Here is a 24,290-nt window from a genome sequence, read left to right on the forward strand (position 1 = left end):
TCTAGTGTATTTTACAAAAAATAAGAAATAATTATAATAGATTAGAACCGTATATTTTAGGATATGCGGTTCTTTTTTTTGTTTCAGTTGTTCTTTTATTATTTAGCATAAACCTTAGATTTCTCGCTTCAAATACTGTTGGTGCATTTTCTCTACTCGTTTGGCAATCTGTCGTTGTAAAAAACGTGGAGAGATAACTACCATGGCTTCTCCAAAACCTAAGATCTCACGTTCTAATTCAAAGTTAGGTACTACATTTAATTGTATTGTCATGCCTTTTTCATTGTGCTCTAATACCTGTTGGGAGGGGTGTAAGGGCTTTGTCTTGACATAGGGAGCATGATAAGTATTCACCCAAAGTATTACTTTTTGAGCGCGGTCCATTTGTGTTTTAGTAACCCCTAATACATCTTGGAAATATCTTTCAAAATCAACTCCTGTGTATTCTACATAGGGTTCTGATGGTATACTATGTACCTGTAACATTCTATCTAAAGCAAGAGTAAGTAGATGAGAAGTCTTATTACTTCTAGTAATTAAAAACCAGCGGTTGCGGTATTCCTTTAGTAAATAAGGATAATAAAACAACTTGGTAGCTTCTTTGGATTTAAAGGATTTATACTCAATTAAAAGAGTCTGCTTATTTTTGATGGCCTCATAAAGCGGGGTAATAAACTTTATTCCCTTTAATAGGGGATTACCTTCCAATTGAATATAACTCGGAGCCTTTGTCTTATGGGTTAATAGGTTATTGTCTAATTTGGCAATAACTTCACTCATCTCTTGAACTTGACTAAAACCATTGAGGTGTTTTAAAATGGAAACAGCCTCTTTAAGCTTGTCCATATCGGTCTCGGTAAATGGAGAGTTTCTAATACTATAGCTTGGATCTTCATAGGTATAGTACTTTCTGTCTACAACAATAATTGGTGCATTATACCCTAAGGTGTCGCTTCGCATGGTTTGAATGTCCATTTGAATGGTACGCTTGCTAATACCTGTTTCAATTCCTTCGTATTGGTATAGGCCATCTGCAACCTTTTCAATAAGGTCATTTAAGGTCCATTTTCTAAATCTATTTTGTAGACATTCATCCAAAAGACGGTAGCGCAGTAATGCTAATTTATTTGTTGCCATGCTTTATTTTGATCTGTTTTCATATCAAATATACTGTTTTTACTTTTAACTACGCAGAGTAAATGCGTACTATGTCGTTTGTTTACTGTTTTTTTACGATTTATTATATTTAATGAATTGATTTTTAATGTTTTGAAAAATTAATTGAAATAAAATTATACTGCGTAATTAGTTTGCGCACATTGGTATGCATCTTTGTAATGTTCGAAAGATGCAAACCTTGGAAGCGTTTCTGTATAGCGCGGAAGTAAGACACAATAGTTTCTCTTATTCTGTTTGTAGAAATAGATCAATGAGGTTCGACTCCTCACATTCTATTAAAGGAATGACTAGTGGTTTAGTTATGTGATTCGGGTCGTGGGTTAAAGTCCCACTATTGCAAATGCAGTATAACCAAAGGGGTTAGAGTAGAATGACAGTTGCCTTAAAAGCAAATATGGAAGAAGTGAGGCAGGACTTCAATAAAAATCCTCCATTTTTAAAAGCGCAGTCTAACAGGGGTTTTTAATCTGTTTCTTTTATAGAAGCTTATTGAAAAGCTAGTAAAGCCTGAATGATAGATTAGTCTACATAAAAAAGGATTAGGGATTGTATAGGACGAGTCACTTACTTTTTTTAAAGTGCTCTAGACTATAGACGAGTAATTCTGTTTATTAGACAATTTATTGTTCCGCTGAGCGCTAGTTGACTTTAGTTAGGACTGCTGCTTTATAAGCAATGACAAAAAAAATAAAGATATAGTTATGAAAAAATTACAAGTAAAAACCAATCATGTAGCCTTAGTTTTTAAACAAGGAGAATTAGATAAAGTATATACCCAAGGAAACTATTGGTTGTGGGGTAAAAGGGAAGTTACGCAGTATAATACATCAGAAATGTTTTCCTATGGACAGGATATAGATGCATTATTAGAGAATAGTGATTTAGCGAATCTCTTAGAGGTTATCGATGTGATGGATAATGAAGTAGTATTAGTCTATAAGAATAAAGTATTTCATACTGTACTTTCTTCTGGGCGTTATATCTTTTGGAAAAAAGCTAAAATGTACAGATTTGAGCGTTATACAATTAGCGATATAGAAGTTGCTTCAAGTATTCACAGAAGTATTAGGAATAAGGCCAATATGTCCTGTTTTCTAAGAAATTACACTGTAGGTGCTAATGAAAAAGGACTACTTTTTGTGGATGAGCAGTTCAAAGGGATTTTAAACCCTGGGCAATACAGCTATTGGAAAAACGATATCAAAGTTCATATTGCTATGGTAGATACACGTCAGCAGACCATGGAAATTAATGGCCAGGAAATCTTAACTAAAGACAAGGTACAGCTAAGGGTAAGCTTTACTGCTGTGTTTCAAGTAGAGGATTTTTTGAAGGCTTATTGTGAGAATAAGGATGCAGAGAAACAGATGTATGCTACTATTCAGCTATTGTTAAGAGAAAAGGTAGGCCGTATGTCTTTTGATGAGTTAATGGACAATAAAGAAAATGTATCCCAAAGTATTTTGCAAGATGCCAAAGAGCAAGTTAGCGCTTTAGGTATTGCCTTAAAGACATGTGGTATCAGGGATATTATCTTGCCAGGGGATATTCGTGAGATTATGAACCAGGTCTTGATTGCCGAGAAAAAAGCCCAAGCAAATATGATTACTCGTAGAGAGGAAACTGCCGCTACAAGAAGTTTGCTAAATACTGCCAAACTCATGGAGGAAAACGATATGCTTATGCGATTAAAAGAGATGGAGTACATTGAGAAGATTGCAGATAAAGTTGGAGAAATCAGCTTATCTGGAGGTGGGAATGTACTAACACAGCTCAAAGAAGTATTTGCTAGATAAAACAGATAAAACAAAACATATTGTCCTAATTATGCTGGTTAATGCTCTTTTATTTTTAAAAGAGTACATTTAACCACAGTGAAAAAGAATTAAAATGAAAAAGAACACCCCAATAAATGGAAATGATTTAATAGACTTAGGTTATCCTGAGTCAAGTATCCTTAAAGTTGCTCTACAGGCCAATAAGAAAAGAACAGGCCTTACAAAAAAACAGATGCTAGAACATTATAAAAAAGTATTAGATGGTGCGCAAGATTATATTAGCCATCCTATTTTTGGAAAATTAGCTAGAGCAATTATTCAAGGGGAGCAGAAAGAAATAGAAAATGAGGTAATCCCCTTAAAAAAGGAAGCAGTACCTTATAAAGTGTTTGGGGCCCAACATATTGAAAAGGGAGCTATAGAACAGATGGAGGTAGCGGTAAAATTACCCGTTGCAGTTGCAGGAGCCTTAATGCCTGATGCTCACTTTGGCTATGGTTTACCTATTGGTGGGGTTTTAGCCACACAAGATGCTATTATTCCATATGGAGTAGGAGTAGATATAGGATGTAGAATGGCTTTATCTATTTTTGATATAAAAGGCCTAGAGTTCTACGCAATGGAAAATCTATTAAAAGAACAGTTAGTAAAGCATACCAAATTTGGGGCTGGACATGGGTTTTTAGGACAGTATAAGTCACAGCATGCTATTTTAGATCGAGACGAATTTAACCTAAATCCTTTTATACGAAACTTAAAGGATAAAGCATGGGAACAATTAGGTTCTTCAGGAGGAGGAAATCACTTCGTAGAATGGGGATTGATGGAGTTTGAGAAGACCGATGAGGTTCTAAATATAGAAAAAGGAACTTATTTAGCTTTATTAACCCATTCGGGATCTAGAGGTCTTGGAGCTACTATTGCAGGACAGTATACTAATATTGCCAAGGGAGTATGTAAGTTGCCTAATGAGGCTAAGAATTTAGCTTATTTGGATATGAATTCACAAGCAGGTCAGGAATATTGGACACTGATGAACTTGGCTGGTGATTACGCCTCTGCTTGCCATGAGGTGATTCATGCTAAGTTAACAAGTGCTATTGGAGCCCAGGTATTAGCAAAGATTGAAAACCACCATAATTTCGCTTGGAAAGAAACCTACCAAGGTAAAGAGGTGATTGTTCACCGTAAAGGTGCTACTCCTGCAGCTAAAGGAGTAATGGGAATCATTCCAGGATCTATGACAGCACCAGGGTTTTTAGTAAGAGGAAAAGGAGAAGCGCAAGCTCTGAACTCTGCCTCTCATGGCGCGGGAAGACAAATGAGCCGTACTCAGGCAATTAAAAATTTAAAAACCAATGATATTAAAGCTGTTCTAAAGGATCATGGTGTAGAAGTTATAGGCGCCGGGAAAGACGAGGCTCCTATGGCGTATAAGGATATACATCAAGTGATGGCTGCCCAAGATGAGTTAATAGATGTTGTCGCTAAATTTATACCTAAGATTGTACGTATGGCAGATGATGGGAGTAGGGAAGATTAAAAAATAAGATCAGAACCAAAACCCAGTAGTGTCTGCCGCTACTGATAGGTGAGCAAAAAACAAATAGCTTAACTCCATTAGAACTTATAAAGTTCTAATGGAGTTAAGCTATTTTTATAGGTTATAAACAGAGCAATTAATAAGTTATATCAATATATTAATGATGTTTCTTATTGTGCTTTTTAGCCTTGTTTTGTCCTGGGGCATAAGGTTTTGCTGATTTAGAACCTGTTATCTTTTTCATTTGTCCAGGAGGTATATCGTGATTTGCGTTGGATTTCACTTGGACAGCGCAAGAACTCAGCACTAGTGCGGTAAAAACAGCAATGCTTATTTGTTTTAGTTTTTTCATCTTTGTTGTATGTAAAAGTATTTACTTAGGAGTTTTAAATCCACAGTGCAATGTAAGTAGAATTTCATAACACACGAGAAAGTATTTTAAATATAGTATATTTGTATGAACTGGTGAGGGACCCAACCTAAGTGTTGGGAGCAAGCCCGCACCCCCTACAGAGGTAAAATAATTGGATTATTTTACCTCTTTGTTATTTTAAGCAAATCTCTATTGGCCTTATTTTTTGGATAAGTATAATTATGTATGTTTTTGCTTTATATAGCCGTATACCCACCATCTACTAAATAGTATCCACCTGTTATAAAAGATGCCTTTTCGGAGCTTAGAAAAAGTACTAATTCAGCTACTTCTTCTGCTTTTCCTAATCTTCCAATAGGATGTTTTGCAATCAGAGCATTTCTTTGCTCTATTGGAATATGAGCAAGTAGAGGAGTATCAATATATCCAGGACCAACGCTATTGCATCGAATTCCTTTAGAGGCGTATTCTACTGCAATATTCTTTGTAAGTCCTACTACCGCATGCTTAGCAGTGGTATAAGCGCTAGATAAAGGAGCTGCAACACTACCGTGTATAGAAGCCATATTTACAATTACCCCATATCCGTTTTTTTGCATTGCTTTCAGTTGGTATTTACACCCATAAAAGACGCCATTAAGATTAATGTCAATTACCTTTTTCCAGCTATCTAATGAATAATCTTCCGTTAGATTCGCCTCTCCAGCTATACCTGCATTATTACAAGCAATATCTAGTTTTCCAAATACTTCTATAGTTTTATTTACTAAATCTTCATTGTCTTTTGCTAAGGAGCAATCTGCTTTAAAGAAGGCCACTTGTGCGCCTTTACTTTTTAAATCATCTACAATTTTTTGACCTTTAATTGGATCAATATCCGATAGCATCACCTTGGCTCCTTCTTTGAGGTATGCTTTTACAATTGCCAATCCTATGCCAGATGCTCCACCAGTTACTAAGGCTACTTTTTGATCTAATGTTTTCATAGTTAGTATTTTTAGAATACTTAAATATACGAAAATCAGATGTTTGTAAAAAGTAGATAGAACTAAAAGTGGCGCTTTTTTTATTTATAATCTAATCTACCCTAAAGCGAAACGGTTCTGTAGGGTCGTGTATCATCTTGCGAATGGGTTTATCTTTTGATGGTTTTAAAGGAATCACTTGGGTTTCTAAAAAGGTATGTTTTTTACCTGGTAGAAGTTTAGGCGCTGCAATATCTTGGAGACTATCAGGAAATTCTATGGCTGTTGCCAAGTACTCAAAACTACCATCGGAGGCTTGTAGTATTACCCCTGGAAGTCCGTGGTAATATTCAGGCCCAGTATTATAGGGAAGTTCAATAGTATACCAAACCTCAAAATCTTTCCCCATAAAGTTGGAAACAGCTTTTGTACATAGATATCCTTGAATCATTTTGGTGCCTGTGCTAGGTTGCCACCCCCAGTCTAACGGACGATCTACTACTTGTTTATTGTTTATTATAGCAAATAAAGAGTCTTGATTAATATCTGTTAAGTAATAAAATTCTTTGTTTATATGTTCTGAATGAATTAGCTGATTTTGTCTTGTAGTATGTGGTACTATCTCTATAAGGGAATCCTTGAGATTGGCTGTATCTTTGCTAAAGTAAGACCTACCATCTTTATACATTAAGGTATAGCTATTTGTATAGTTTTCAAGAGTATCTATTGCGGTCCTATAGCCATAGGATACTATTATGTTTTGTGAAAACAAAGTAAAGGAGAGTAAAAGCATCCCTAGTAAAACTATCCAATTATATTTTTTTTGATCACTCATAACAGATATAAAGTAAAGAAGTTAGATTGTTTTAAAGATACTTATTTTAACCAAGATAAATAGGTGTGAAATCTAGATAAAATGCTTTCAAAAGCTAGTAGTAGAGATAGATGAGGTAATCAAAATAAAGTACACCATCCTATCTTATTATTTAAGGAGTACTTGCTGTTGTATTTTGTAAATCCTTTAATTCTACTTTTTGAATTGTAGTCTCCTAGTAAACGAATCAAAATCTTTTTCAAGATTACCTCGTCTTGGAGTTCCAGGTTTCCCATAAACATCTTCTTTGATTTGTTTGTCAAGTTTTAATTTTCTTTTGAAGATTTGTTTTTAAGTATGCGTATGTAAGGTTTTTATGTTTTTTGACTATTGTGTTGATAAACAGTTATGTGATACGTTTTAGATTTTATATTATAATATAAAAAAAGGCTATATTTAATTGAAATTTATATTATAATAGTAGTGGTTAGGACTATAAAAGGTATTTAGATACTTTACAAAGAGTATTTTTATTTTTAGCACAAACCTTTTTCTATCGTGCAAAAAAGACCTTTTCAATCAGTGGGTATTCTTCCTTATTAAAAGAGGTAAGTTGTTTGTCTTTTAACATATAGATGGTGTCACAATTACTATATAACACTTCAAGTATATGAGAGCATATCACAACTATAGTATCTTTAGCTAAATGCTTTAAGGCATTCATTAAAATCCAATTCGACTCTATATCTAACCCATTAAATGGCTCATCTAAAAAATACATTTTGTACTTTTTTTGCAATATTGCATTTAAGTATACTTTCTTTTTGGTACCAGTGGATAAGTCTTTGATTAACTTAGAAGAGTCCACCGGGAATAGCTCTTGGCCTTTTTGAAAAGGTACATTTAATAACTTGGCATAGAATTGATAAAACTCTATGGCAGTTAATTGATCATATACATGAGGTTCGCTAGGGCAGTACCCTGTATTTTGTAAACAAACTTTTTCCCTTTGCAAAAGGCTATGTCCTTGGAAATCTTCTAGGTGTAAGGCGCAGTTAAAAAGAGTTGTTTTACCTTGTCCATTTTTACCTATTATGCCATATATACCCGGAGAATCAATTTGTAAATGTAAATTTTCAAGTACAATTTGATTGCCATACTTCTTTTGCAAAATTTCAATATCTAGCATTTTTTGATGTGGTTTAAGTTTTTAATAGCTCTTTTGTAAAGCAGTGGTACACAAAGTAAAGGTAAGCCCATTGCTAAAAAGGTAAATGTAAAATAGAGCTGTTGCTTTAAAGGACTTTGAAAGAAAGCATATTTTAAAATAACATTGTATCCTACTAGTAGTATAGCTAATACCGCCCATAGTAATATATTAGGGTCTTTTACCAGTATCAAGGATAAGCCTATAAAAGGAACAAATAGATAAAGGCTATTTAAGAGATTGGCTTTTATAAGGAGATTTAAATACTGTTTAGATACATATGGATTATAATTTATCTCTATAGGATTTTCTCTATCAAAACTAGGTAAGCAGCTTAGAAGACTCGCCATTAGAAGACAGAAGATTTGTAGGTTACTATTTGCTACTCTAATACCCATATAATGGATAAACAGTAGAAAGGCTACTACTAAAGCTAGGTAGTATTTTCTGAAGTATATCCGCCAAAAAGGATCTATAGAGTAAAAGGGATATTGGATTTTCTTTGTCCTGATCTTAGGCATAAATACAATACAGCCATAGGTTACCACCAGAATTAACAAAATGGGTAGGTACTGTTTTTTTACAAGTAGCAACAATAAAAGTGGTAAGGTATAAAAGGTGTACTCTGCAAAGAGTATCATTTTATAATGTTTAAATACCTTAAGTAGATTTATATCCTTTCTAGTGGCATGATAAATTAGGTTGTCCAAAAACAAAAAATAAGTAAGAAAGCCAATTTCTTTCCAGTTTGCGTATAATAAATAGCAAAGTAAGCCATATGCCGTACAAATTAAGCCTATTGCTGTTTTGTCTTTTCTTGTAATAAACTTACGAAGACGAATGTTGACTAAGTCATATATGATCCTAATGGAGGTCTCTGTCATATCGATTACTTACTATTATTATAGGGCAAATCCTAAGAGTGTAAGTTACTTGTATAAAAGTCTAAAGCTACTTAAAAATTTTTAAGTCATTATATATTTAGTCATAGAAGATATGAAATGGGGGAATTTAAAATTAGAAGTATTTGCCATTTATAATAATCTTGTGCTATTTAGTTTATTTTATAAAAAATAGACTGGATTATGAATCCAACTATATTCCTGGGAATTGTAAGTTGTCTTCTTTGGCGTCATATTTAAGATGCAAAGTTTGCTTAAAGTTCTCCCGTTCAAAATTAGTTGAGAAACCAGTGTGTTCTCCTTTTCTTAATTCTTGTAAAAGTTCTGTTTTTTTAGATTCTTCTACCTCAAATAGTCGTAAAGCAGCTCTAATAACTTCACTTGCTGAAGTATACTTCCCACTTTTTATTTGTGTCTTTATAAACTTATCGAAATAATCACCTAATAAAATGGATGTGTTCTTAGCCATAAGGTCGTTATTTAAATTTTTAAAAAAATACATACCAATATAAGGTATTTATTCCAAATTATTTCCAACTGAAAAGAGTTGTTGTTTGTTTATAAAGTATTTAAATAAAATGGATTGATGCTTTTATTTGAAGTGCGTAAAGTTATTAGTAGTGTATTGTTTTTTAGTATAATCTCCATTTTTAAAGGAGATACTTATATTAACTAAACACCATCTCAGAGCTGTAATTATACAGTAGTAGTTTCCGAATTATCACAAAAAAACAAAATCTTTTTCCTTAGCGACAACATATGGCCGAGTGTCACTTTATGTTTGTCCTATAAATAAATAAGCAATGGTTAAAAAAGATTTTATTAAAAGGCAACTAGCAATAGTTGAATGTCTTAGAAAGAGTCCGAAAAATTTTGAAGACATTGTAAGATACTTAGAGGATAATGAGAACTATTATAGTATTGATTTCAATATTAGTAAGAGAACCTTTCAAAGAGACTGCAAAGACATTGAGTCTGTTTGGGGAGTTGAAATCAAGTATAATAAATCACTAAGAGTTTATGAGATTATAGATGATTTAGAAAAAGATTACAATCAAAGAATCATAGAAATATTTGATGTGGTTTCTGCTTTTAAGAAAAGAGAAGTCTTAGGAGATTATCTACATCTAGAGAATAAAAAAGCAAAAGGAACTGAATTTCTACTTAGTATAGGTTACGCTATTCAAAATAATTATGGTGTTAAGTTTACATTAAACAGTTATTGGCAAGCACCCTCTACTAGAAAATGCATTCCCATTGGAATCAAGGAGTCTCAAAATAGATATTATCTGATCGGATATGATTTAGACAAGAAGGACTTCAGAAATTATGGATTAGATCGAATTTCCAAGTTTGGTGTCTTAGAACAGGTATATGAAACACCCGATTTTGACATAAGTAAATATTATCAAAACGCTTTTGGAATAGAGACTTATGGAGAGGTAAGTCGCATTGTTCTACGCTTTGATCAATCCCAGCTAAAATACTTAGAATCCCTTCCTATTCACTCTTCTCAGAAAATAATTAAAGAAGAAGGCTATACTTTCCAAGTTGAATTACAGCTATATCCAACGAATGACCTGGTAATGGAATTACTTAGGTATGGCAGTAATTGTGAGGTATTAGCTCCAGAGAGTTTTCGCCTTGAAATGCTGGATATAGTTAAGGAACTAGCTCAGTTATATAGAGTTTAACTAAAGTAAAAGGCAAATCCACAAAATAAGTAATAGGAGATTATTACTCTTTATTAAATCAAAAATAAGTAACCATTTAAAACAACAAATACAATGAATTCCAATACGAAATTATACAAAGCAGCCTTTAATTTACTTATAGCAATTGACTCTTCAGCAAGTAAAATCTTACCTGAGAAATTAGTAGGGATTGTTAAGACACATGCTGTATTTGCAGTAGGTGCTGCTTTTATTCCAATTCCAGGGGTAGATATGGTTGCTTCAGGAGCTGCGATATGGGGAATGTATCTCAATATAAACAAGACATTAGGTATAAAATTAAAGGAAAACATCGTCAAGACCATCGTATCAGGAGTAGCAACAAATTTACTTGGTTATGCTGCTGGAGTAGCCCTTGGGAGTGTCTTTAAACTCATTCCTGGAATTGGAACAATTGCTGGTATGGCTTTAATGGCAGGTACGCTATATGCTGTTACTCTTGCTTCAGGTTATGTTTATTTTAAAGCATTAACTCTCTTGGCACAAAAGCACGATGGACGTTTTGATTTCTCAGCAGATGAGGTAAAATCAGAAGTGAACGATTTCATGAAAAATAATAAAGAGAGTATTAAAGATATCATCAAAGAAGGTAAAACGGAATACTCTAAAAATAAAGACAGCATTAAGCCTACTAAAGAACAAGAAAGGGAGTTTGAAAAAGAGATGGAGCGCTATAAGAACTCTTAAGTTATAAAGGGTAATAAAACAAATACTAGCATAGGACTATAGGATTGTTGAGGTGGATAAAAAGCAAAGGGATAACTTGTATATTTGTTAGTCAAATTAGAAGATATGTCTAAAAAGCATTTTATAAAAAGACATTTCGCAATCATTGAATGTTTGCGAAATGGAGGTAGAACCTTTATCCAAATACAAAATTATTTAGCAGAAAAGCAGAACTACGACGGCTTTGATATTCAAATTAGTCCAAGAACTTTTCAAAGGGATTGCAATGAAATTGCAACTATTTGGGGAGTGGAGATTGAATTTGATAGGAAAAATAACTACTACCACATTGTTCTAGAAACTGAAGTAGAGAAATTAGATCGTTTTATTGAAGCCGTTGATGTGGTCTCTGCCTATAGTAATCAACAGCAATTTGGTAGATTCTTGTTCTTAGAGAAAACTATTGATAAGGGGACTAAATATTTTGAACTCATAGCTAAGTGTATTAAAGATAGTCATGCCCTAAGTTTTACTTTAGATAGTTATTGGCAGGATAGTAGTGACAGGAAATGTGTTCCCATAGCTATTAAAGAAGCTAAAGGTAGATTTTATTTAATCGGTTATGATCTGGATAAAAAGGCAATCAGAAACTATGCTTTAGATAGAATGCACAATGTAGCTATTATTCAAGAAGTACAACAACCCATTGATTTTGATGTCTATAAGCACTATAAAGATGCCATCGGAATTGAAACCTATGGGGAGCTTCAAAAGATAGTTTTAAGATTTGATATATCTCAATATAAGTATTTAGAATCTCTTCCTATACATTCTAGTCAAGTCATACTAGATATATGTGCTAATGGATATGAATTTGACGTGGAGCTTTTTGTGTATCCTACCCATGAACTTAAGATGGAAATATTGAAGTATGGGAGTAACTGTCAAGTAATTCAGCCACTTGCTTTAAGAGAGGAAATAGCTCAAATAATAGTAGAATTAAGCGATTTATATTCCAAATAAATCAACAAAGGAACTCCAGATACTCTAGAGTTTACAATACATATAAGATTAATATAAAAAGAAAGAAATGAATAAAATCAAATTTACACCATGGGTTGGAGAAAACTACCAAGATGGATTCCAATCCAAAAAAGTTTTAGTTTTAGGAGAGAGTCATTATTGTAATGACCCGAGTGAGGCTGTCTCTAGTATTACAAATGATATCATAAAGGATATACTAGATCCTCTTAGTGCTCATGAACCTTACAAAAATACTTATACAAAGTTTGCCAAAAGTATGATAGGTAGTGATTTAGATCAACTAAAAAAGAAGCAGGTTTGGGATTCTATTGCTTTTTATAATTATGTTCAATTTCCAATTTCTGGACCAAGAAGATCACCAAGTACACAGGAGTTTGAAGAGTCTACTTCTGCCTTTTTTGAAGCACTTGAGCTATTAAGACCAGATTATGTACTTGTATGGGGAAAAAGGTTGTATGACAATTTACCCAATGTAGGTAAACAAGGCAAAGATATTGTATTTCAGGGTGAAGAGCCAATTGAAACCTGGGAGTATTTATTATCCGATAATAAAAAGGTCAAAGTAATGAGTATCACTCATCCTAGTGCAGGATATAGTTGGGATTGGTGGCACTTAAGAATTATGGAATTCCTACAAAGTTAAGGGGAACATTTCTTTTGTTCTAATTTAATAGAGAGCTGATGTAGTCTAGGATATTTGCATATCATATTTTGGGAGTTATAGATGGCTTTTTTGAAGTATTTGGTTAGAAAAGTACTTAGAAAAAAAGGTTGTCAATCTAATAAGCCTAGTAATCGAGATTTACTAACAATACTATATAGTTTACAAAATAAATTGATGTATCTCCGTCATTCTTATTTAACTTCAACTTAATACAATAAAAACTGGAATATTTAAAATCTAAAATTAAGGAATGAAATTTACAATTGAATATAATACGCTTTCTTATGAAGCAAGTGTAAACTGTACAAATAGTAATGTTTTATCTAGTTTACAACAAGTTATCAATGATGGTAAGGGGCATAGAATAACGGATTGGTTTGGAAGTTTTATTAATAAAGTTAAGCATGTAACTAATAATGAGAGTTTTGTTATTGATGTACATGGACTAGATGTTTATGAAAGAATTTACCTTCAAGAATTATTGGATTCTGAAAAAGTCATTAAGATTCAATATTGTTTGAATGAAATAAACCAATCCGTTATTACAGATAGAAATAGAGCTGTTGAAGAGTTCATCGAAGTAACCTTAAATAGTAAAGATAAAATAATTTCTGAAGCTATAGAAGCACATAGAGAAAAGATTGAAACTTTAAGAAATAATAAAGTTGAGATACCTGTTATTGCAACTATGAGTGCTGGAAAGTCAACTCTTTTAAATGCAATTATGGGACAAAACATCCTACCTGCATATAACGAAGCTACTACAGCTACAACTTGTGAGATAGCCATTAATAATGATTTGAAAAGCTTCAAAGGTTTAGTATATGAAGGAGAGGATAAGAAAATAGAGGTTCCAAGTATTGACAATAAGTTTATTTCTACTTGGAATGAAAAAGCGAACTCCCAATCTGATTTACGTATTCAAATTGAAGGACCAGTTAATAATTTAAATACACATAACTTCAATTTAAGCTTTGTAGATACGCCTGGGCCAAATAACTCTCAAAATAGTGCACATAGTCAGAGTATTTATACCTATATTAAGGATAGTAAGAACTTGCCTATTATACTATTCGTGTTAAATGCCCAACAATTAAGAGTGAATGATGAAAAAGAGATGCTCGAAGAAATTAGTCGCGTAATTGAAGAAAATGGGGAGACTTTAGAACGAATTTTATTCGTACTTAATCGTGTTGACGAAATTAAAGTTAATGCAAAAGAGAATAAGGAGAGTATTGAGGATATAATTGAAAAGGTGATCAGTAATTTGAAGACTTATGGAATTTTGAATCCCAAAATTTTTCCAATAAGTGCAGAGTATGCCAAGTTATCTCAGTTGGATTTAGCGGAAGATGATTACGCTGAGCAAGATTCCTTAGAAGCTTTTAGAAAGAAGATCAAACCCAATAAAGAAAGGAGATTAGAAGGATATAAGCTTGTTGAGAACTCATCATTGAGCTCAGAAAAGAAAGAATATTTGTTAGAGAAAGTTATTACAGATGAAAAATCTGCAGATTTAGTTTTCTCAGGACTAGAAGGTTTGAAATTATATATAGAGGATTATATAAAAGATCATCATCAGAAGAATTTAATAAGAGAATTGTATATTATAAGTCAAAATGTATACAACGTTGTTGAGAGTAGTATTGAAAATAGAGAAGAAGAGCTTAATAAATCAAAACAGGAAGATGTTTTAAGAAGAGTACAACAAAAAGAAAAGGCATTAAATGAAATAGATCAGAAAAAAAAAACCTTTAGTAATGAAATTAAAAAATTAAAGATAAGTGATGAGGGACTAAATAATGAAAAGAAAAGAATTACTCAAGTAAGTAATAATTTGAAAGCTTTAGTTAGTGGGAAGGATAAAGTTAATAAGGTAGAAGCAAATAGTATTTTACAGACTATTAACAGAGAGTTAAGAAACGCTAAGAGTGGTATGGAAACTACACTTAACTCTAGTATGGTTAAGATTCTGGAAAAACGTTTACTTACATTGAAAGATCTTTCTCAAAATTACTTTAAAATTGAAAGTACATCTACTGCAACTAATCTTTTTAATTCTAGGCTTTTAAATTCAATAAATAGTTTTCAGAGTAATATTTTGGGGCAATATGAACGAGTAATTAAGGAGGAGAAAAGGAGGGTTGTTGATAAAAAAATTTTTGGATTTAAAAAAATTTTTGGATTTAAAGTAGGTGAAAGAGAAGAAACCTATTTTGAGAATAAAACGATCGTAAACGTTAGTGAATTTTATAATCGTCATGGACGAGAAGCTCTGAATGAATTGGATAAGATTCTTGCAGATGGAGAGCTAGCTTTTAAGAAGCAGGTATTGAATATGGATCAAGAGTTTATCAGTAAGATGGATGAGTATATTGAAAGTGAGAAAGAACAAGTATTTGAAAACACTAAGCAAGGAATTATTTCCGACGAGTCTAAAAAGACTGCATTAATTAATGAATTACAACAAACAAAGCGAATTTTAGAAAACACAAAAGCCTATTCTATTTTACAACAATAATAAGACTATGAGAAAATTTACAGAAAATGATTTCCTAATGAAGTTTATTGCTGAGGGAAATATAGAAGAGTTAAAAAAAGAGTTGTTAAATTCTATTTTCTTTTTGAAAGGAGATAGAAAGGAACTTAACAACGCTCTAGAATATATTAATCTACATACTGACTTTACTTTTGACGAGCATAATGGAATTTGGGCTAAGGAAAACTCCAATTTTAAAAGTTTATATGCTGATGAAGCTATTAATATGGAAGATAATTTTTCTAAAGAACGTTTTGATAAACTCATCGACTTATATGCAGTAGCTTATAAAGAAGTAGTTGACGATGGACTCAATACTTATGAAAGCCAAATGAAAAGGGATGGCATTTATAAACTAGAAGAGAATGAAACTTTAGAAGTTTATGAGGACGAGCAAAAAAAGAAGAAATACTTGTTAATTGGCGGAGGCTTATTACTAGGGGCAATTCTAATATATTTAATTGTAGACTAATGAAATCATTAATAGATCAGCAGCAGGTTGTATCTAGCTCACAGGGCAGTGAACTAGATTTTGAGCGAATTGTGTTTGAATTGCAAAAAAAATACTATTATAATCAAGAGCTAGAAATCTTGAATATTAATAATGTCCTGTCCGAAGTACCTTTGAAGAAGATAAATAGGGACGAGATTATGGAGAATATTAGATTTTTCTGTATGGAGAAGTTCGTTTATCAAGAAGATGTTAAGATTTCTAATAAACTAAAATCTGTATTTAGTGCATTACATTCAATTAATAGTTCTCTTATTTATAAGATAGTATCTGATGGTAAAGTTTGTAAACTATATATCGGTGTAAAATCATCGCAAGCGATAAATGAAAAAGCTGAAGTACTAAAAGGAGCACTGACTGGGAACTTTCCTGGGACATCTTTTAGTAATAACAATACAGTATTACGTAATGACCATGTTTTAGACTTGAATAGTAAAGCTTTTTCTAAATGTAATGAGATTACTTCAGTTGTAGGGATACCTTCTTTAAAAAACAAAGAGGACGATTCTTTTATTCAAGGAATAGAAAACCTTATCTTAGGAATGGATGGTAAGGATTTTACCGCTATTTTTATTGCTGACCCTATCCAAAGTAGCATGGTAGATGCTAACTTGGATGTTTATGAGAAAATTTCTAGTGTATTATCAAGTCAAAAAGAATTTGTTGTAACAGAAGGTGAAAATTATTCACAAAGTTCCTCCTCTTCTTTCACTAGTGGTAGTTCCTCTTCAAAAGCAACTACCACTAGTACATCTGATGGTACTAGCACAAGTAATTCTATAAATTCTACTCCTTGGTTAGGGCGTAGAATGCTAAATGGACTTTTTGGAGCGGGATCAAAAACAGGAGGCGGATTAGCTAAGATGTTGGAGTTTACACTAAAAGTAGGAACAGCGCCAATTGCATTAGGAGTAGGAAGTGTTTTAGCAGGTAAAGATTTAGTTAAAGATACTCTAACAGGCTCCAATGATCTAAAAAGTAGAAAAATAGGATTGTTAGATCTAAAGGAAAAAGGAGAAGGCAGTAAAACAAGTGGGACTACTAGATCTTATACAAACTCTACATCTTATACAAATTCTACCAATGAATCTACGAGTAATACAAAAAGTGAAAGTAAGGGGATAAATAGTTCCCGACAAAAAACTTTTACAAATAAAAAGGTAAGCAATTTTTTAGATAGATTAGATAAGCAAGTAGACCGTTTAGAACAAGGTAAAGGAGTAGGTTTTTGGAACGTGGGAGCTTTTTTCTTATCCACTACTGCTCAAAATAGTGTAATTGCTGCCAATATTTATAATGGTGTTGTAAAAGGAGCTGAATCTAATTTTGAAGCTGCAGTGGTAAAAACATTTAGCGTTTTACAAAAGCAGGAACGTGATAAGGTTATTGAATATTTAAGAAGATATGAAATACCTAGAATTGTTGATTATGGTTTTTTAGGGCAAGCAGTTACAACCGATGAGTTAACGGTTCAGATAAATTTCCCTCATAAATCAATCAAAGGCCTAGACGTTATTGAAATTACACCCTTTGGAAGCAATCCAGATATAAAAGTAGACAAGGGTATTACTATAGGAAAACTTTATAATTATAATAAAATTTTTGAAAATGATATTGTTCTTGATTATAATAAATTTACGAGTCATATTTTTGTAACTGGGAGTACAGGTTCTGGAAAATCGAATGTAACTTATAATTTATTAGATAAACTTATTTTAAATGATATAAAGTTTATGGTCATTGAGCCAGTGAAAGGAGAATATAAGGATGAGTTTGGTAATAGAAAAGGTGTTAATGTCTATGGTACAAATCCTAACGTGTCAGAATTATTAAAGATTAATCCATTTGAATTTCCTGATGAAATCCATGTCTATGAGCATATTGATAGATTTATTGAAATATTAAATGCTTGTTGGCCAATGGAAGCTGCAATGCCTAATATTTTAAAAGAGGCTATTGAAGACGCATACACATCATTAGGTTGGTTTTTAGATGAGTCTAAGTTTTATGGAGAAAAAGTTATCTACCCTACTTTTACGGAATTACTGTTATCCTTAGAGAGGGTTATTTCACAAAGTGTTTTTTCTCAGGAGGTGAAAAGTAATTACGAAGGAGCTTTAGTATCTAGAGTAAGAAGTATGACAAATGGTATAAATAAGGTGATTTTTTCTTCGGATTCTATTCCTGATAGAGATTTATTCGATGAAAATGTAATAGTAGATTTATCAAGGGTTGCTTCTTCTGAGAGTAAAGCATTGTTTATGGGGATTTTATTGATGAAGTTAAATGAATATAGAATCTCAACAAAACAAAGTAATAATAGTGATTTAAAACATATCACTGTACTTGAAGAAGCGCATAATCTTTTAAAGAGAACTTCTAGTGATTCTTCAATGAATAGTGCTAATTTGGTAGGGAAATCAGTAGAAATGATTGCTAATTCTATTGCTGAGATGAGAACATATGGTGAAGGATTTGTTATTGCAGATCAAGCTCCAGGACTTCTAGATATGTCTGTAATTAGAAATACTAATACTAAAATTTGTTTGCGATTACCAGACTTTGAAGATCGTAAATTGGTTGGTGAAGCAATGAATCTAACAGAAGAGCAAATAAGGGAATTAGCAAATTTGGAAACAGGAGTAGCAGCAATTTATCAAAATAATTGGCAAGAAGCTATTCAATGTAAGTTTGATAAATTTACTTCTAAGCATTCTAAGTTTATATATGAGGCCCGCAGTAAACAAGATAGTATTTCTAGAGTATTAGAATTAGTAAGGAAATATGAAAAAGATAAGGCACTCAGTGTTAAAGATGAATCTTTTATTTTGGAACAGATAGGATATAATTTTATTATTAAACATCCTTTGATAATTGGAGAGAGAGTTTCTAGTAGTCAGCGAAATTTAAATCTTCGAAAACTATTAGCTAGTATAACTGAGCTTGATGTACATACAGTAGTTCCAATACATAATTATGTGAAAAATTATTTAGATTTAAGAGGATTGGCAATTAAATAAAATAGATATGATAAAAGAAACACTAACAAAACTAACAACAGACGGTTTACAAAAAGGTATTGATAGTTTAAAAGAGGGAAAAAGTTTAGGTGAATCTTTAAAAGAAGTAGGTACCAGTTTTAAAGAAAATTGTTTTAAAGAATTGAATAATTATTTATCGCCAGAAGGGCAAGAATCCTTTGAGCAAGCATCCGAAAAACTTACAGCTGTTCAAGAAGAAATGGAGTTCAGTCCAGAGAATTTTGATGAAGCAGAAGTCGTGAAGGAAGCAACAGGAATTATTGGTGGAATTAATAACTTTGCGAAGGAGATTTTATCAAATCTTCCAGAAGATTTAACGCAATTAAAATCAGTATTAGAGACTTTTACAGGTGTCTTAGATCAGTTACAGGAAGTACAAGGTAAATTTACGGCTTTAGGTGGTAAGGTAGATTTCTTGAGTTTACTTAATTCAGATGCTCATTCCTTAGCTGATTTAGAGAAAGAAGTGGAAGAAGGCACTGAAGAATAAGATAAATTTCCTACTCATAGTGGTATGAAATTACTTATATTAAACTCTAATTCTATTCTAGGTAGTCGCCTCATTATGAATAGAATTAGAGTTTTTTTATTAAAGTCTATCTTCGCTTTATAATGGACTAATAGTTCAATAGTAAAATCCTTCATTTATTGTAGTTTGTAATATAGCATTTTAAGAGCATTTGTTTTTTTTAGCAACGCAGTCAATTGTAACTATACAATACTATTTGTATTTTTGAATCTATAACTTAAGTAATTCTCATGGCACAAAACAAAAGTACAGCTAAGAAAAAAGCGCCTTTGGTTCAAACTTCTTTGAAAGGCGATACATTAACCTTTGTAAATGGATACCATGTTGGTAAGGTGGATCTAACCACTTTGCATTTAGCCTACGTTTGTATGGAGGATAAGCAAGGATACCTTTTACTTGGAGATAAGCCTGGTAGACATTTTGTTGTACTAGATAAAGATGTACTTGAGAATATATACCCTGTATTATCTAAGCGATTTGGCTTTGATGATACAGTATTTTATGAGACTTTAGCTCAAACAAAAGACCAAAGAAAACCTATTTGGTTTAAAACTTTTCAGCCTAACTATAAGGTGCTTGATGGGGATTTTAATGATATAACAAAGGGATTTGAGGTAATAGGAGATAAGACAACTTTTGTCTTATGGGATGCCTCTTACAAAGAGATTCTTGGATCTACCTATGGGGTGTCTTATAAAGCCCCTAATAAACAAACCTACTTTAAATTTACTTCCAAGGTTAGAATCGGAAATTTATTAGTGGAGAATTTAGAGTTCTGCGTTAATAAAGAGCGCTTAGATATGGCTGTGGAAAATTACTTTGTAGATGTTTACAACAAACAGAACAATGTAGGTAGCTATTACGATTTGGAAGCTGTATTTAAAAAATCTAGTGGAAACAAAGAACCTATAGAGACTTGGAAAACAGATACTAGGGAATATACTAAATATGCAATAAGTGATATAGAGTTTAGCTTTATCTATGATTTTGAGGGAGAAACTTCCACGGAGGACCGTCATACCTATTTGATGATTAACAATAAAAGGGATTACACAGGTGTAGTGCTACAAGAAGCGCCTTTTAGTGATTTAGAACATATTACTGTTATCCCATTAGAAGAGAACTTGTCTTTTTATCCTGATTATAAGGATACGCAAGGGGTTTATCTTTCTCCAAAAGCTATAAAGGATAAAGCAAATTGCACCAATGCCATCTGGGTAGATACCCAAAATAATACCATTGGGTTTATAGCAGGACAGTACTGTTACTTTTGTGATATTTCTGATATAAAAAATCTAGTTATCCAAGATGTATTACCAGGAAAGAATCCAGGATTCTCTTATACTAGAATTTCTTTCCATAATAGATCTATTCAGACCCTATACCAAGGAGATTTATATTGTTTTAACGATCTACTAAACAAACAAGAACAGTTGCATGGTGTGTTAGTTGAGGTGCGTACTCCTATGGTGAATTCTTAGTATGGATTTAATTGGAAATAGAATCGTAAAGTGTTTAAGTTATTGATTTTTAGCAACTAGAGGATTTGTTATTTGGACTCTAAATAAATTTGAATCCTGTTTTACGATGTGATTTTATTTGAAAGAAGGCATTTTATTTGTATTTTTGGAATACGGGGAAAATTATTTTTATGCTTCACTTTAAATAATTTTATTATGAGATCTAATTTAGATGTACGCTTACTACGGTCTGCTTTGCAAAGCAATCCAAGCTCTGAAACTCGTTGTTTACCGAACCACGTAATAGTTCCAATATGGGTGGAAGAAGCTCGTAAAGAAGAAAAGGATTGGAAATCTGCTAAAATGTTTTATTCCAATCTAGTGCAGAAAACTATTTCTTGTTATCAAGAAGACGGCGTTGTAAATAATGAGCAGTTTTCAAGACTAATTCAGGAACTACGAAAGAAGTTTACAATTATTATTGAGATATTAGAAGAAGGAAGGGTAGAAACAGCTCTTGCTTTTTGTTCTATTTTTTTACGAGAGGTAGCTCCCCTTTTAGAAGTCAGTGGTAATAATAAGGATTTAGTAGGTCAACTTATAGAGGAAGCTATAGAATGCTTAAGTCAAATGGTTCGTTCCAAAGATACCAAATTTTTCGATGTGCCTGTACGTCATATAGCAGACTTAATACGCTTTTATCAAGCAGAGTTGATTAAAGATTATTATTTTGCTTATGGAGATTATGGTTTTAAAATGCTAGAGACCTATAGTTCTATTTCTCTTCAAGGTTATACTTTAGATATGTTTATAAAGTACATTACCACTATAAGGAAATCCTTAAAAGTTGAGGGAGGTTCATTGGAAGAGAGACTGCTGCAAATTGAACTTAATTCCATTGAACTAATGGAAGATATTTATTTGAAGGATAGTTCGGAACAAGCAAATAATCAATTTATGACATTTAAAAGAAGTAAAGTGCTAAAACTACTTGAGCAACAAGACTTCAAGCAGGCTAAAGAGTCAATGCAAAATACCTTAGAAAAATACATACAAATAGGCTCAGAGGATGAGTGGATATTTAAACAGATGTTATTAGATCTGGCTATAGAAACACAAGATATTCCATTACTTCGAGAGATGGGTAGATATTACGTATTTATCCTAGTACCAGGTGATCTATATTATTGGGGGAAATGGAGAAAATCCTATACTAGAAAAGAGTGGAATATTGTTATTGAAGAAGAAATAACCAAATTAAAGAATAATCTAAAGACAAAGTTTGAAAAATACACGCCGGACTATTACTGGCAAGTTGTTCACGTTATGTTACCTATTTATAAAGCTGCAAATAGGAGACAGGACTTATTCGACTTACTAGTTGAAGTAAAAATTATATTTTATCTATTTCCGTATTGGAAGTACTTAAGTAAGAAGTATTGTTTTGAGGACTTTTATCCTATTTTTACTGACTATTTTTTACAACAACTGAAAGAAGATTGCCAGTTATTAGACTACATGCATATAGGGAAATGGCTTAAAAAATGGAGCAATTTATATCCTTTAGAATCCGATAAAATACATGAGTTTATAGACTCTATTATTAAATTGTATCCAAATAGAAAGAAAATGCATAAAGTGCTAAAAAATGCTATGTTATAATTTTGATGTATTTTTAAAGAGGCTAATCTATTGGTTAAAGTAATAGTATACATAGAAATAGTTCTAGACTTAACTTTTTAATTACTCAATCATTGAAGAGAATTTTCTAGCTTTAGTAGCAATTGTTTTAGAGATGATTCCTTTCAAACCTGTAGTGTTTACAATCGGATATATTTCGCTTTTTGGTTAGTTATACCCTTTGATTGATTAGTGGCGTTATTATGGTTTATAAATATCAAATGGTGAAATTAAACATGGTGCAGTTATCGGATAAACAAGAATGTCTAATACAGATCTGTAAGTATAACAGTAGGCTAATTACATAAAATAATTAATTTTCTTTGTAGATATTCTTATCGAATTATTATCTTAGTTTTTTAAACAATTATATTTATAAGTGCTTATTAATCAGTATGAATTTGTTAATCTTACCTGTTCACTTTGGGCCGGAATTTTTACTAAGACTATAAAAATATTTAACTATTTCGAATATTTTTTTAACCATAATTAATTATGGACTATACAACAGCAAATAAGCAAATTAAACAGACGTTTAATGATGTGAGTGCTTTTGTATTAAAGTTGAAAAGAAGCAAAGAAGTCATAGTTATAGACTCTATTTTAGATTCCACCTTGAAATTGCAATCCGTTATCAATAAAGATTGTTTGTTTCTTGAAAATTTAATTGAGCTCTTTGAAAAAAAATCTTGGATTGATGACATTACTGATAGCATAAAAAAAGAAGAAACATTATATTTAATAAATGCTATTATTTCTATGACAAGAGATATTCACAGACTCGTTTTAGAAAGATATCTTTTAATTAATATTAATGCGAAAGAATTTGCATCAGGAGAAATTAAGCGATTAAAATTAGCTCTTGATGGTATTAAGGAAACTTGTATTGACCTTGAAGATATTTATGTCCTCTTACCAGTGGATAAATACTTCCAACAAGCAAATGATCGATTACAAATTTTATAAAATATTCTCCACTCCCGACTTTAAAAGGGAGTCTGAAAATATTATATTAATTAGAAAAAGATCTTATAAACATTTAGTGTTTTTTTAGTTTGAAATTGGAGCTCAAATTAGGTTTTAATACACGTAATAAGTCTATTAGTAGTATTATGTGCATTTGAAAGGGCAAGATACATTATTTGTGTTTGAATAAGCATTGTAATGTTTATTTATAAAGGATTTTATTGAATAAAAAGAATACGATAATGAATGAAATATCATTCATTAATATATATAAACGAAGTTTATGAGTAATATATCCGACATTAACATTTTATCAGATAAGGTAATTCTAAGTAAGATTGGTCTGTTCGTACAACAAGATCGTATTAAGCAAGATATTAGTCAACAAGAATTAGCAGAAAAGTCTGCACTCAGTAGATCTACGGTTAGCCTTTTAGAGCGAGGGGAAGGTATTTCATTACTTAACTTAATCAAAATACTAAGAATGCTAGATGCTTTATATATTTTGAAACAATTTGAAGAAAGAGAAGAAATAAGTCCTTTACGCTTAGCCAAAGGGAAGAAAAACTTACCAAAACGAGTAAAGAAGAAAGAGAAGGTAGAGGATTACAACACAGATTTAGGTTGGTGAAAAAAATAACTAACCAATACCGCAAGGGATATAGGTTAGTTACTTTCTATATTTTCAGAGTTATC

The 24,290-nt window shown here is 32.0% G+C and carries 21 protein-coding genes; 14 read left to right on the forward strand and 7 right to left on the reverse strand.

Annotated elements, in window-relative coordinates; genetic code table 11:
• Positions 1-114: 114 nt before the first annotated feature.
• Entirely contained in the window at positions 115-1,137 is a 1,023-nt protein-coding gene (locus ACYSNM_RS10710; RefSeq protein ID WP_461756902.1) for a helix-turn-helix transcriptional regulator, read from the reverse strand.
• A gap of 743 nt (positions 1,138-1,880) precedes the next feature.
• Between ACYSNM_RS10710 and ACYSNM_RS10715 the strand changes: the two genes are divergently transcribed.
• A complete protein-coding gene (locus tag ACYSNM_RS10715; protein ID WP_461756903.1) occupies positions 1,881-2,975 on the forward strand; it encodes a slipin family protein in 1,095 nt (364 codons plus the stop codon).
• A 94-nt stretch (positions 2,976-3,069) separates the two neighbouring features.
• A complete protein-coding gene (locus ACYSNM_RS10720; protein ID WP_461756904.1) occupies positions 3,070-4,500 on the forward strand; it encodes an RtcB family protein in 1,431 nt (476 codons plus the stop codon).
• 157 nt (positions 4,501-4,657) lie between these two features.
• On the opposite strand, the gene ACYSNM_RS10725 is transcribed toward ACYSNM_RS10720, so the two are convergent.
• The 6 genes from ACYSNM_RS10725 to ACYSNM_RS10750 form a co-directional block, all read right to left on the reverse strand.
• Positions 4,658-4,852: a hypothetical protein gene (locus ACYSNM_RS10725; RefSeq protein ID WP_461756905.1), complete on the reverse strand. Its 195-nt coding sequence runs from the start codon at positions 4,850-4,852 to the stop codon at positions 4,658-4,660.
• Between the two features lie 257 nt (positions 4,853-5,109).
• A complete protein-coding gene (locus tag ACYSNM_RS10730) occupies positions 5,110-5,859 on the reverse strand; it encodes an SDR family NAD(P)-dependent oxidoreductase (protein ID WP_461756906.1) in 750 nt (249 codons plus the stop codon).
• Between the two features lie 91 nt (positions 5,860-5,950).
• Positions 5,951-6,673 (reverse strand): GLPGLI family protein, encoded by a 723-nt coding sequence (locus tag ACYSNM_RS10735; RefSeq protein ID WP_461756907.1) that lies wholly within the window; start codon positions 6,671-6,673, stop codon positions 5,951-5,953.
• A 532-nt stretch (positions 6,674-7,205) separates the two neighbouring features.
• Positions 7,206-7,841, reverse strand: a complete 636-nt coding sequence (locus ACYSNM_RS10740; protein ID WP_461756908.1) for an ATP-binding cassette domain-containing protein — start codon at positions 7,839-7,841, stop codon at positions 7,206-7,208.
• Positions 7,835-8,743 carry a hypothetical protein gene (locus tag ACYSNM_RS10745; protein ID WP_461756909.1) on the reverse strand — a complete coding sequence of 303 codons (909 nt, stop codon included), beginning with the start codon at positions 8,741-8,743 and terminating at the stop codon, positions 7,835-7,837. Before ACYSNM_RS10745 ends, ACYSNM_RS10740 begins: the two co-directional genes overlap by 7 nt.
• 211 nt (positions 8,744-8,954) lie before the next feature.
• Positions 8,955-9,230, reverse strand: a complete 276-nt coding sequence (locus ACYSNM_RS10750) for a type II toxin-antitoxin system ParD family antitoxin (protein ID WP_461756910.1) — start codon at positions 9,228-9,230, stop codon at positions 8,955-8,957.
• A gap of 334 nt (positions 9,231-9,564) precedes the next feature.
• On the opposite strand from ACYSNM_RS10750, the gene ACYSNM_RS10755 reads away from it, so the two are divergent.
• From ACYSNM_RS10755 to ACYSNM_RS10810, 12 genes are all read left to right on the forward strand, one after another.
• A complete protein-coding gene (locus ACYSNM_RS10755) occupies positions 9,565-10,455 on the forward strand; it encodes a helix-turn-helix transcriptional regulator (protein WP_461752846.1) in 891 nt (296 codons plus the stop codon).
• Positions 10,456-10,548: 93 nt separating this feature from the next.
• Complete coding sequence (locus ACYSNM_RS10760) at positions 10,549-11,181, forward strand: YcjF family protein (RefSeq protein WP_461756911.1); 633 nt, start codon at positions 10,549-10,551, stop codon at positions 11,179-11,181.
• A gap of 105 nt (positions 11,182-11,286) precedes the next feature.
• Positions 11,287-12,183, forward strand: a complete 897-nt coding sequence (locus ACYSNM_RS10765; RefSeq protein WP_461756912.1) for a helix-turn-helix transcriptional regulator — start codon at positions 11,287-11,289, stop codon at positions 12,181-12,183.
• A gap of 67 nt (positions 12,184-12,250) precedes the next feature.
• On the forward strand, positions 12,251-12,847 hold the full coding sequence (locus ACYSNM_RS10770) for a hypothetical protein (protein WP_461756913.1): 597 nt from the start codon (positions 12,251-12,253) through the stop codon (positions 12,845-12,847).
• Between the two features lie 271 nt (positions 12,848-13,118).
• The gene (locus ACYSNM_RS10775; RefSeq protein WP_461756914.1) at positions 13,119-15,389 is read left to right on the forward strand and encodes a dynamin family protein; all 2,271 of its coding nucleotides are present in this window, start codon (positions 13,119-13,121) and stop codon (positions 15,387-15,389) included.
• 7 nt (positions 15,390-15,396) lie between these two features.
• Positions 15,397-15,879, forward strand: a complete 483-nt coding sequence (locus tag ACYSNM_RS10780) for a hypothetical protein (RefSeq protein ID WP_461756915.1) — start codon at positions 15,397-15,399, stop codon at positions 15,877-15,879.
• Positions 15,879-18,938 (forward strand): ATP-binding protein, encoded by a 3,060-nt coding sequence (locus ACYSNM_RS10785; RefSeq protein WP_461756916.1) that lies wholly within the window; start codon positions 15,879-15,881, stop codon positions 18,936-18,938. Before ACYSNM_RS10780 ends, ACYSNM_RS10785 begins: the two co-directional genes overlap by 1 nt.
• A 7-nt stretch (positions 18,939-18,945) precedes the next feature.
• On the forward strand, positions 18,946-19,449 hold the full coding sequence (locus tag ACYSNM_RS10790; protein ID WP_461756917.1) for a hypothetical protein: 504 nt from the start codon (positions 18,946-18,948) through the stop codon (positions 19,447-19,449).
• 269 nt (positions 19,450-19,718) lie between these two features.
• Positions 19,719-20,969, forward strand: coding sequence for a hypothetical protein (locus ACYSNM_RS10795; protein WP_461756918.1), 1,251 nt, complete (start codon positions 19,719-19,721; stop codon positions 20,967-20,969).
• Positions 20,970-21,164: 195 nt separating this feature from the next.
• Positions 21,165-22,610 carry a hypothetical protein gene (locus ACYSNM_RS10800; protein ID WP_461756919.1) on the forward strand — a complete coding sequence of 482 codons (1,446 nt, stop codon included), beginning with the start codon at positions 21,165-21,167 and terminating at the stop codon, positions 22,608-22,610.
• A gap of 513 nt (positions 22,611-23,123) precedes the next feature.
• Positions 23,124-23,594, forward strand: a complete 471-nt coding sequence (locus tag ACYSNM_RS10805) for a hypothetical protein (protein ID WP_461756920.1) — start codon at positions 23,124-23,126, stop codon at positions 23,592-23,594.
• 283 nt (positions 23,595-23,877) lie between these two features.
• A complete protein-coding gene (locus tag ACYSNM_RS10810; protein ID WP_461756921.1) occupies positions 23,878-24,225 on the forward strand; it encodes a helix-turn-helix domain-containing protein in 348 nt (115 codons plus the stop codon).
• Positions 24,226-24,290 lie beyond the last annotated feature (65 nt).

The organism is Myroides sp. LJL116 (assembly GCF_054871685.1).

Excerpts from the sequence above, each read along its gene's own strand:
- ACYSNM_RS10710 (WP_461756902.1), bottom strand. The coding sequence starts at position 1,137 with ATGGCAACAAATAAATTAGCATTACTGCGCTACCGTCTTTTGGATGAA.
- ACYSNM_RS10715 (WP_461756903.1), top strand. The coding sequence starts at position 1,881 with ATGAAAAAATTACAAGTAAAAACCAATCATGTAGCCTTAGTTTTTAAA.
- ACYSNM_RS10720 (WP_461756904.1), top strand. The coding sequence starts at position 3,070 with ATGAAAAAGAACACCCCAATAAATGGAAATGATTTAATAGACTTAGGT.
- ACYSNM_RS10725 (WP_461756905.1), bottom strand. The coding sequence starts at position 4,852 with ATGAAAAAACTAAAACAAATAAGCATTGCTGTTTTTACCGCACTAGTG.
- ACYSNM_RS10730 (WP_461756906.1), bottom strand. The coding sequence starts at position 5,859 with ATGAAAACATTAGATCAAAAAGTAGCCTTAGTAACTGGTGGAGCATCT.
- ACYSNM_RS10735 (WP_461756907.1), bottom strand. The coding sequence starts at position 6,673 with ATGAGTGATCAAAAAAAATATAATTGGATAGTTTTACTAGGGATGCTT.
- ACYSNM_RS10740 (WP_461756908.1), bottom strand. The coding sequence starts at position 7,841 with ATGCTAGATATTGAAATTTTGCAAAAGAAGTATGGCAATCAAATTGTA.
- ACYSNM_RS10745 (WP_461756909.1), bottom strand. The coding sequence starts at position 8,743 with ATGACAGAGACCTCCATTAGGATCATATATGACTTAGTCAACATTCGT.
- ACYSNM_RS10750 (WP_461756910.1), bottom strand. The coding sequence starts at position 9,230 with ATGGCTAAGAACACATCCATTTTATTAGGTGATTATTTCGATAAGTTT.
- ACYSNM_RS10755 (WP_461752846.1), top strand. The coding sequence starts at position 9,565 with ATGGTTAAAAAAGATTTTATTAAAAGGCAACTAGCAATAGTTGAATGT.
- ACYSNM_RS10760 (WP_461756911.1), top strand. The coding sequence starts at position 10,549 with ATGAATTCCAATACGAAATTATACAAAGCAGCCTTTAATTTACTTATA.
- ACYSNM_RS10765 (WP_461756912.1), top strand. The coding sequence starts at position 11,287 with ATGTCTAAAAAGCATTTTATAAAAAGACATTTCGCAATCATTGAATGT.
- ACYSNM_RS10770 (WP_461756913.1), top strand. The coding sequence starts at position 12,251 with ATGAATAAAATCAAATTTACACCATGGGTTGGAGAAAACTACCAAGAT.
- ACYSNM_RS10775 (WP_461756914.1), top strand. The coding sequence starts at position 13,119 with ATGAAATTTACAATTGAATATAATACGCTTTCTTATGAAGCAAGTGTA.
- ACYSNM_RS10780 (WP_461756915.1), top strand. The coding sequence starts at position 15,397 with ATGAGAAAATTTACAGAAAATGATTTCCTAATGAAGTTTATTGCTGAG.
- ACYSNM_RS10785 (WP_461756916.1), top strand. The coding sequence starts at position 15,879 with ATGAAATCATTAATAGATCAGCAGCAGGTTGTATCTAGCTCACAGGGC.
- ACYSNM_RS10790 (WP_461756917.1), top strand. The coding sequence starts at position 18,946 with ATGATAAAAGAAACACTAACAAAACTAACAACAGACGGTTTACAAAAA.
- ACYSNM_RS10795 (WP_461756918.1), top strand. The coding sequence starts at position 19,719 with ATGGCACAAAACAAAAGTACAGCTAAGAAAAAAGCGCCTTTGGTTCAA.
- ACYSNM_RS10800 (WP_461756919.1), top strand. The coding sequence starts at position 21,165 with ATGAGATCTAATTTAGATGTACGCTTACTACGGTCTGCTTTGCAAAGC.
- ACYSNM_RS10805 (WP_461756920.1), top strand. The coding sequence starts at position 23,124 with ATGGACTATACAACAGCAAATAAGCAAATTAAACAGACGTTTAATGAT.
- ACYSNM_RS10810 (WP_461756921.1), top strand. The coding sequence starts at position 23,878 with ATGAGTAATATATCCGACATTAACATTTTATCAGATAAGGTAATTCTA.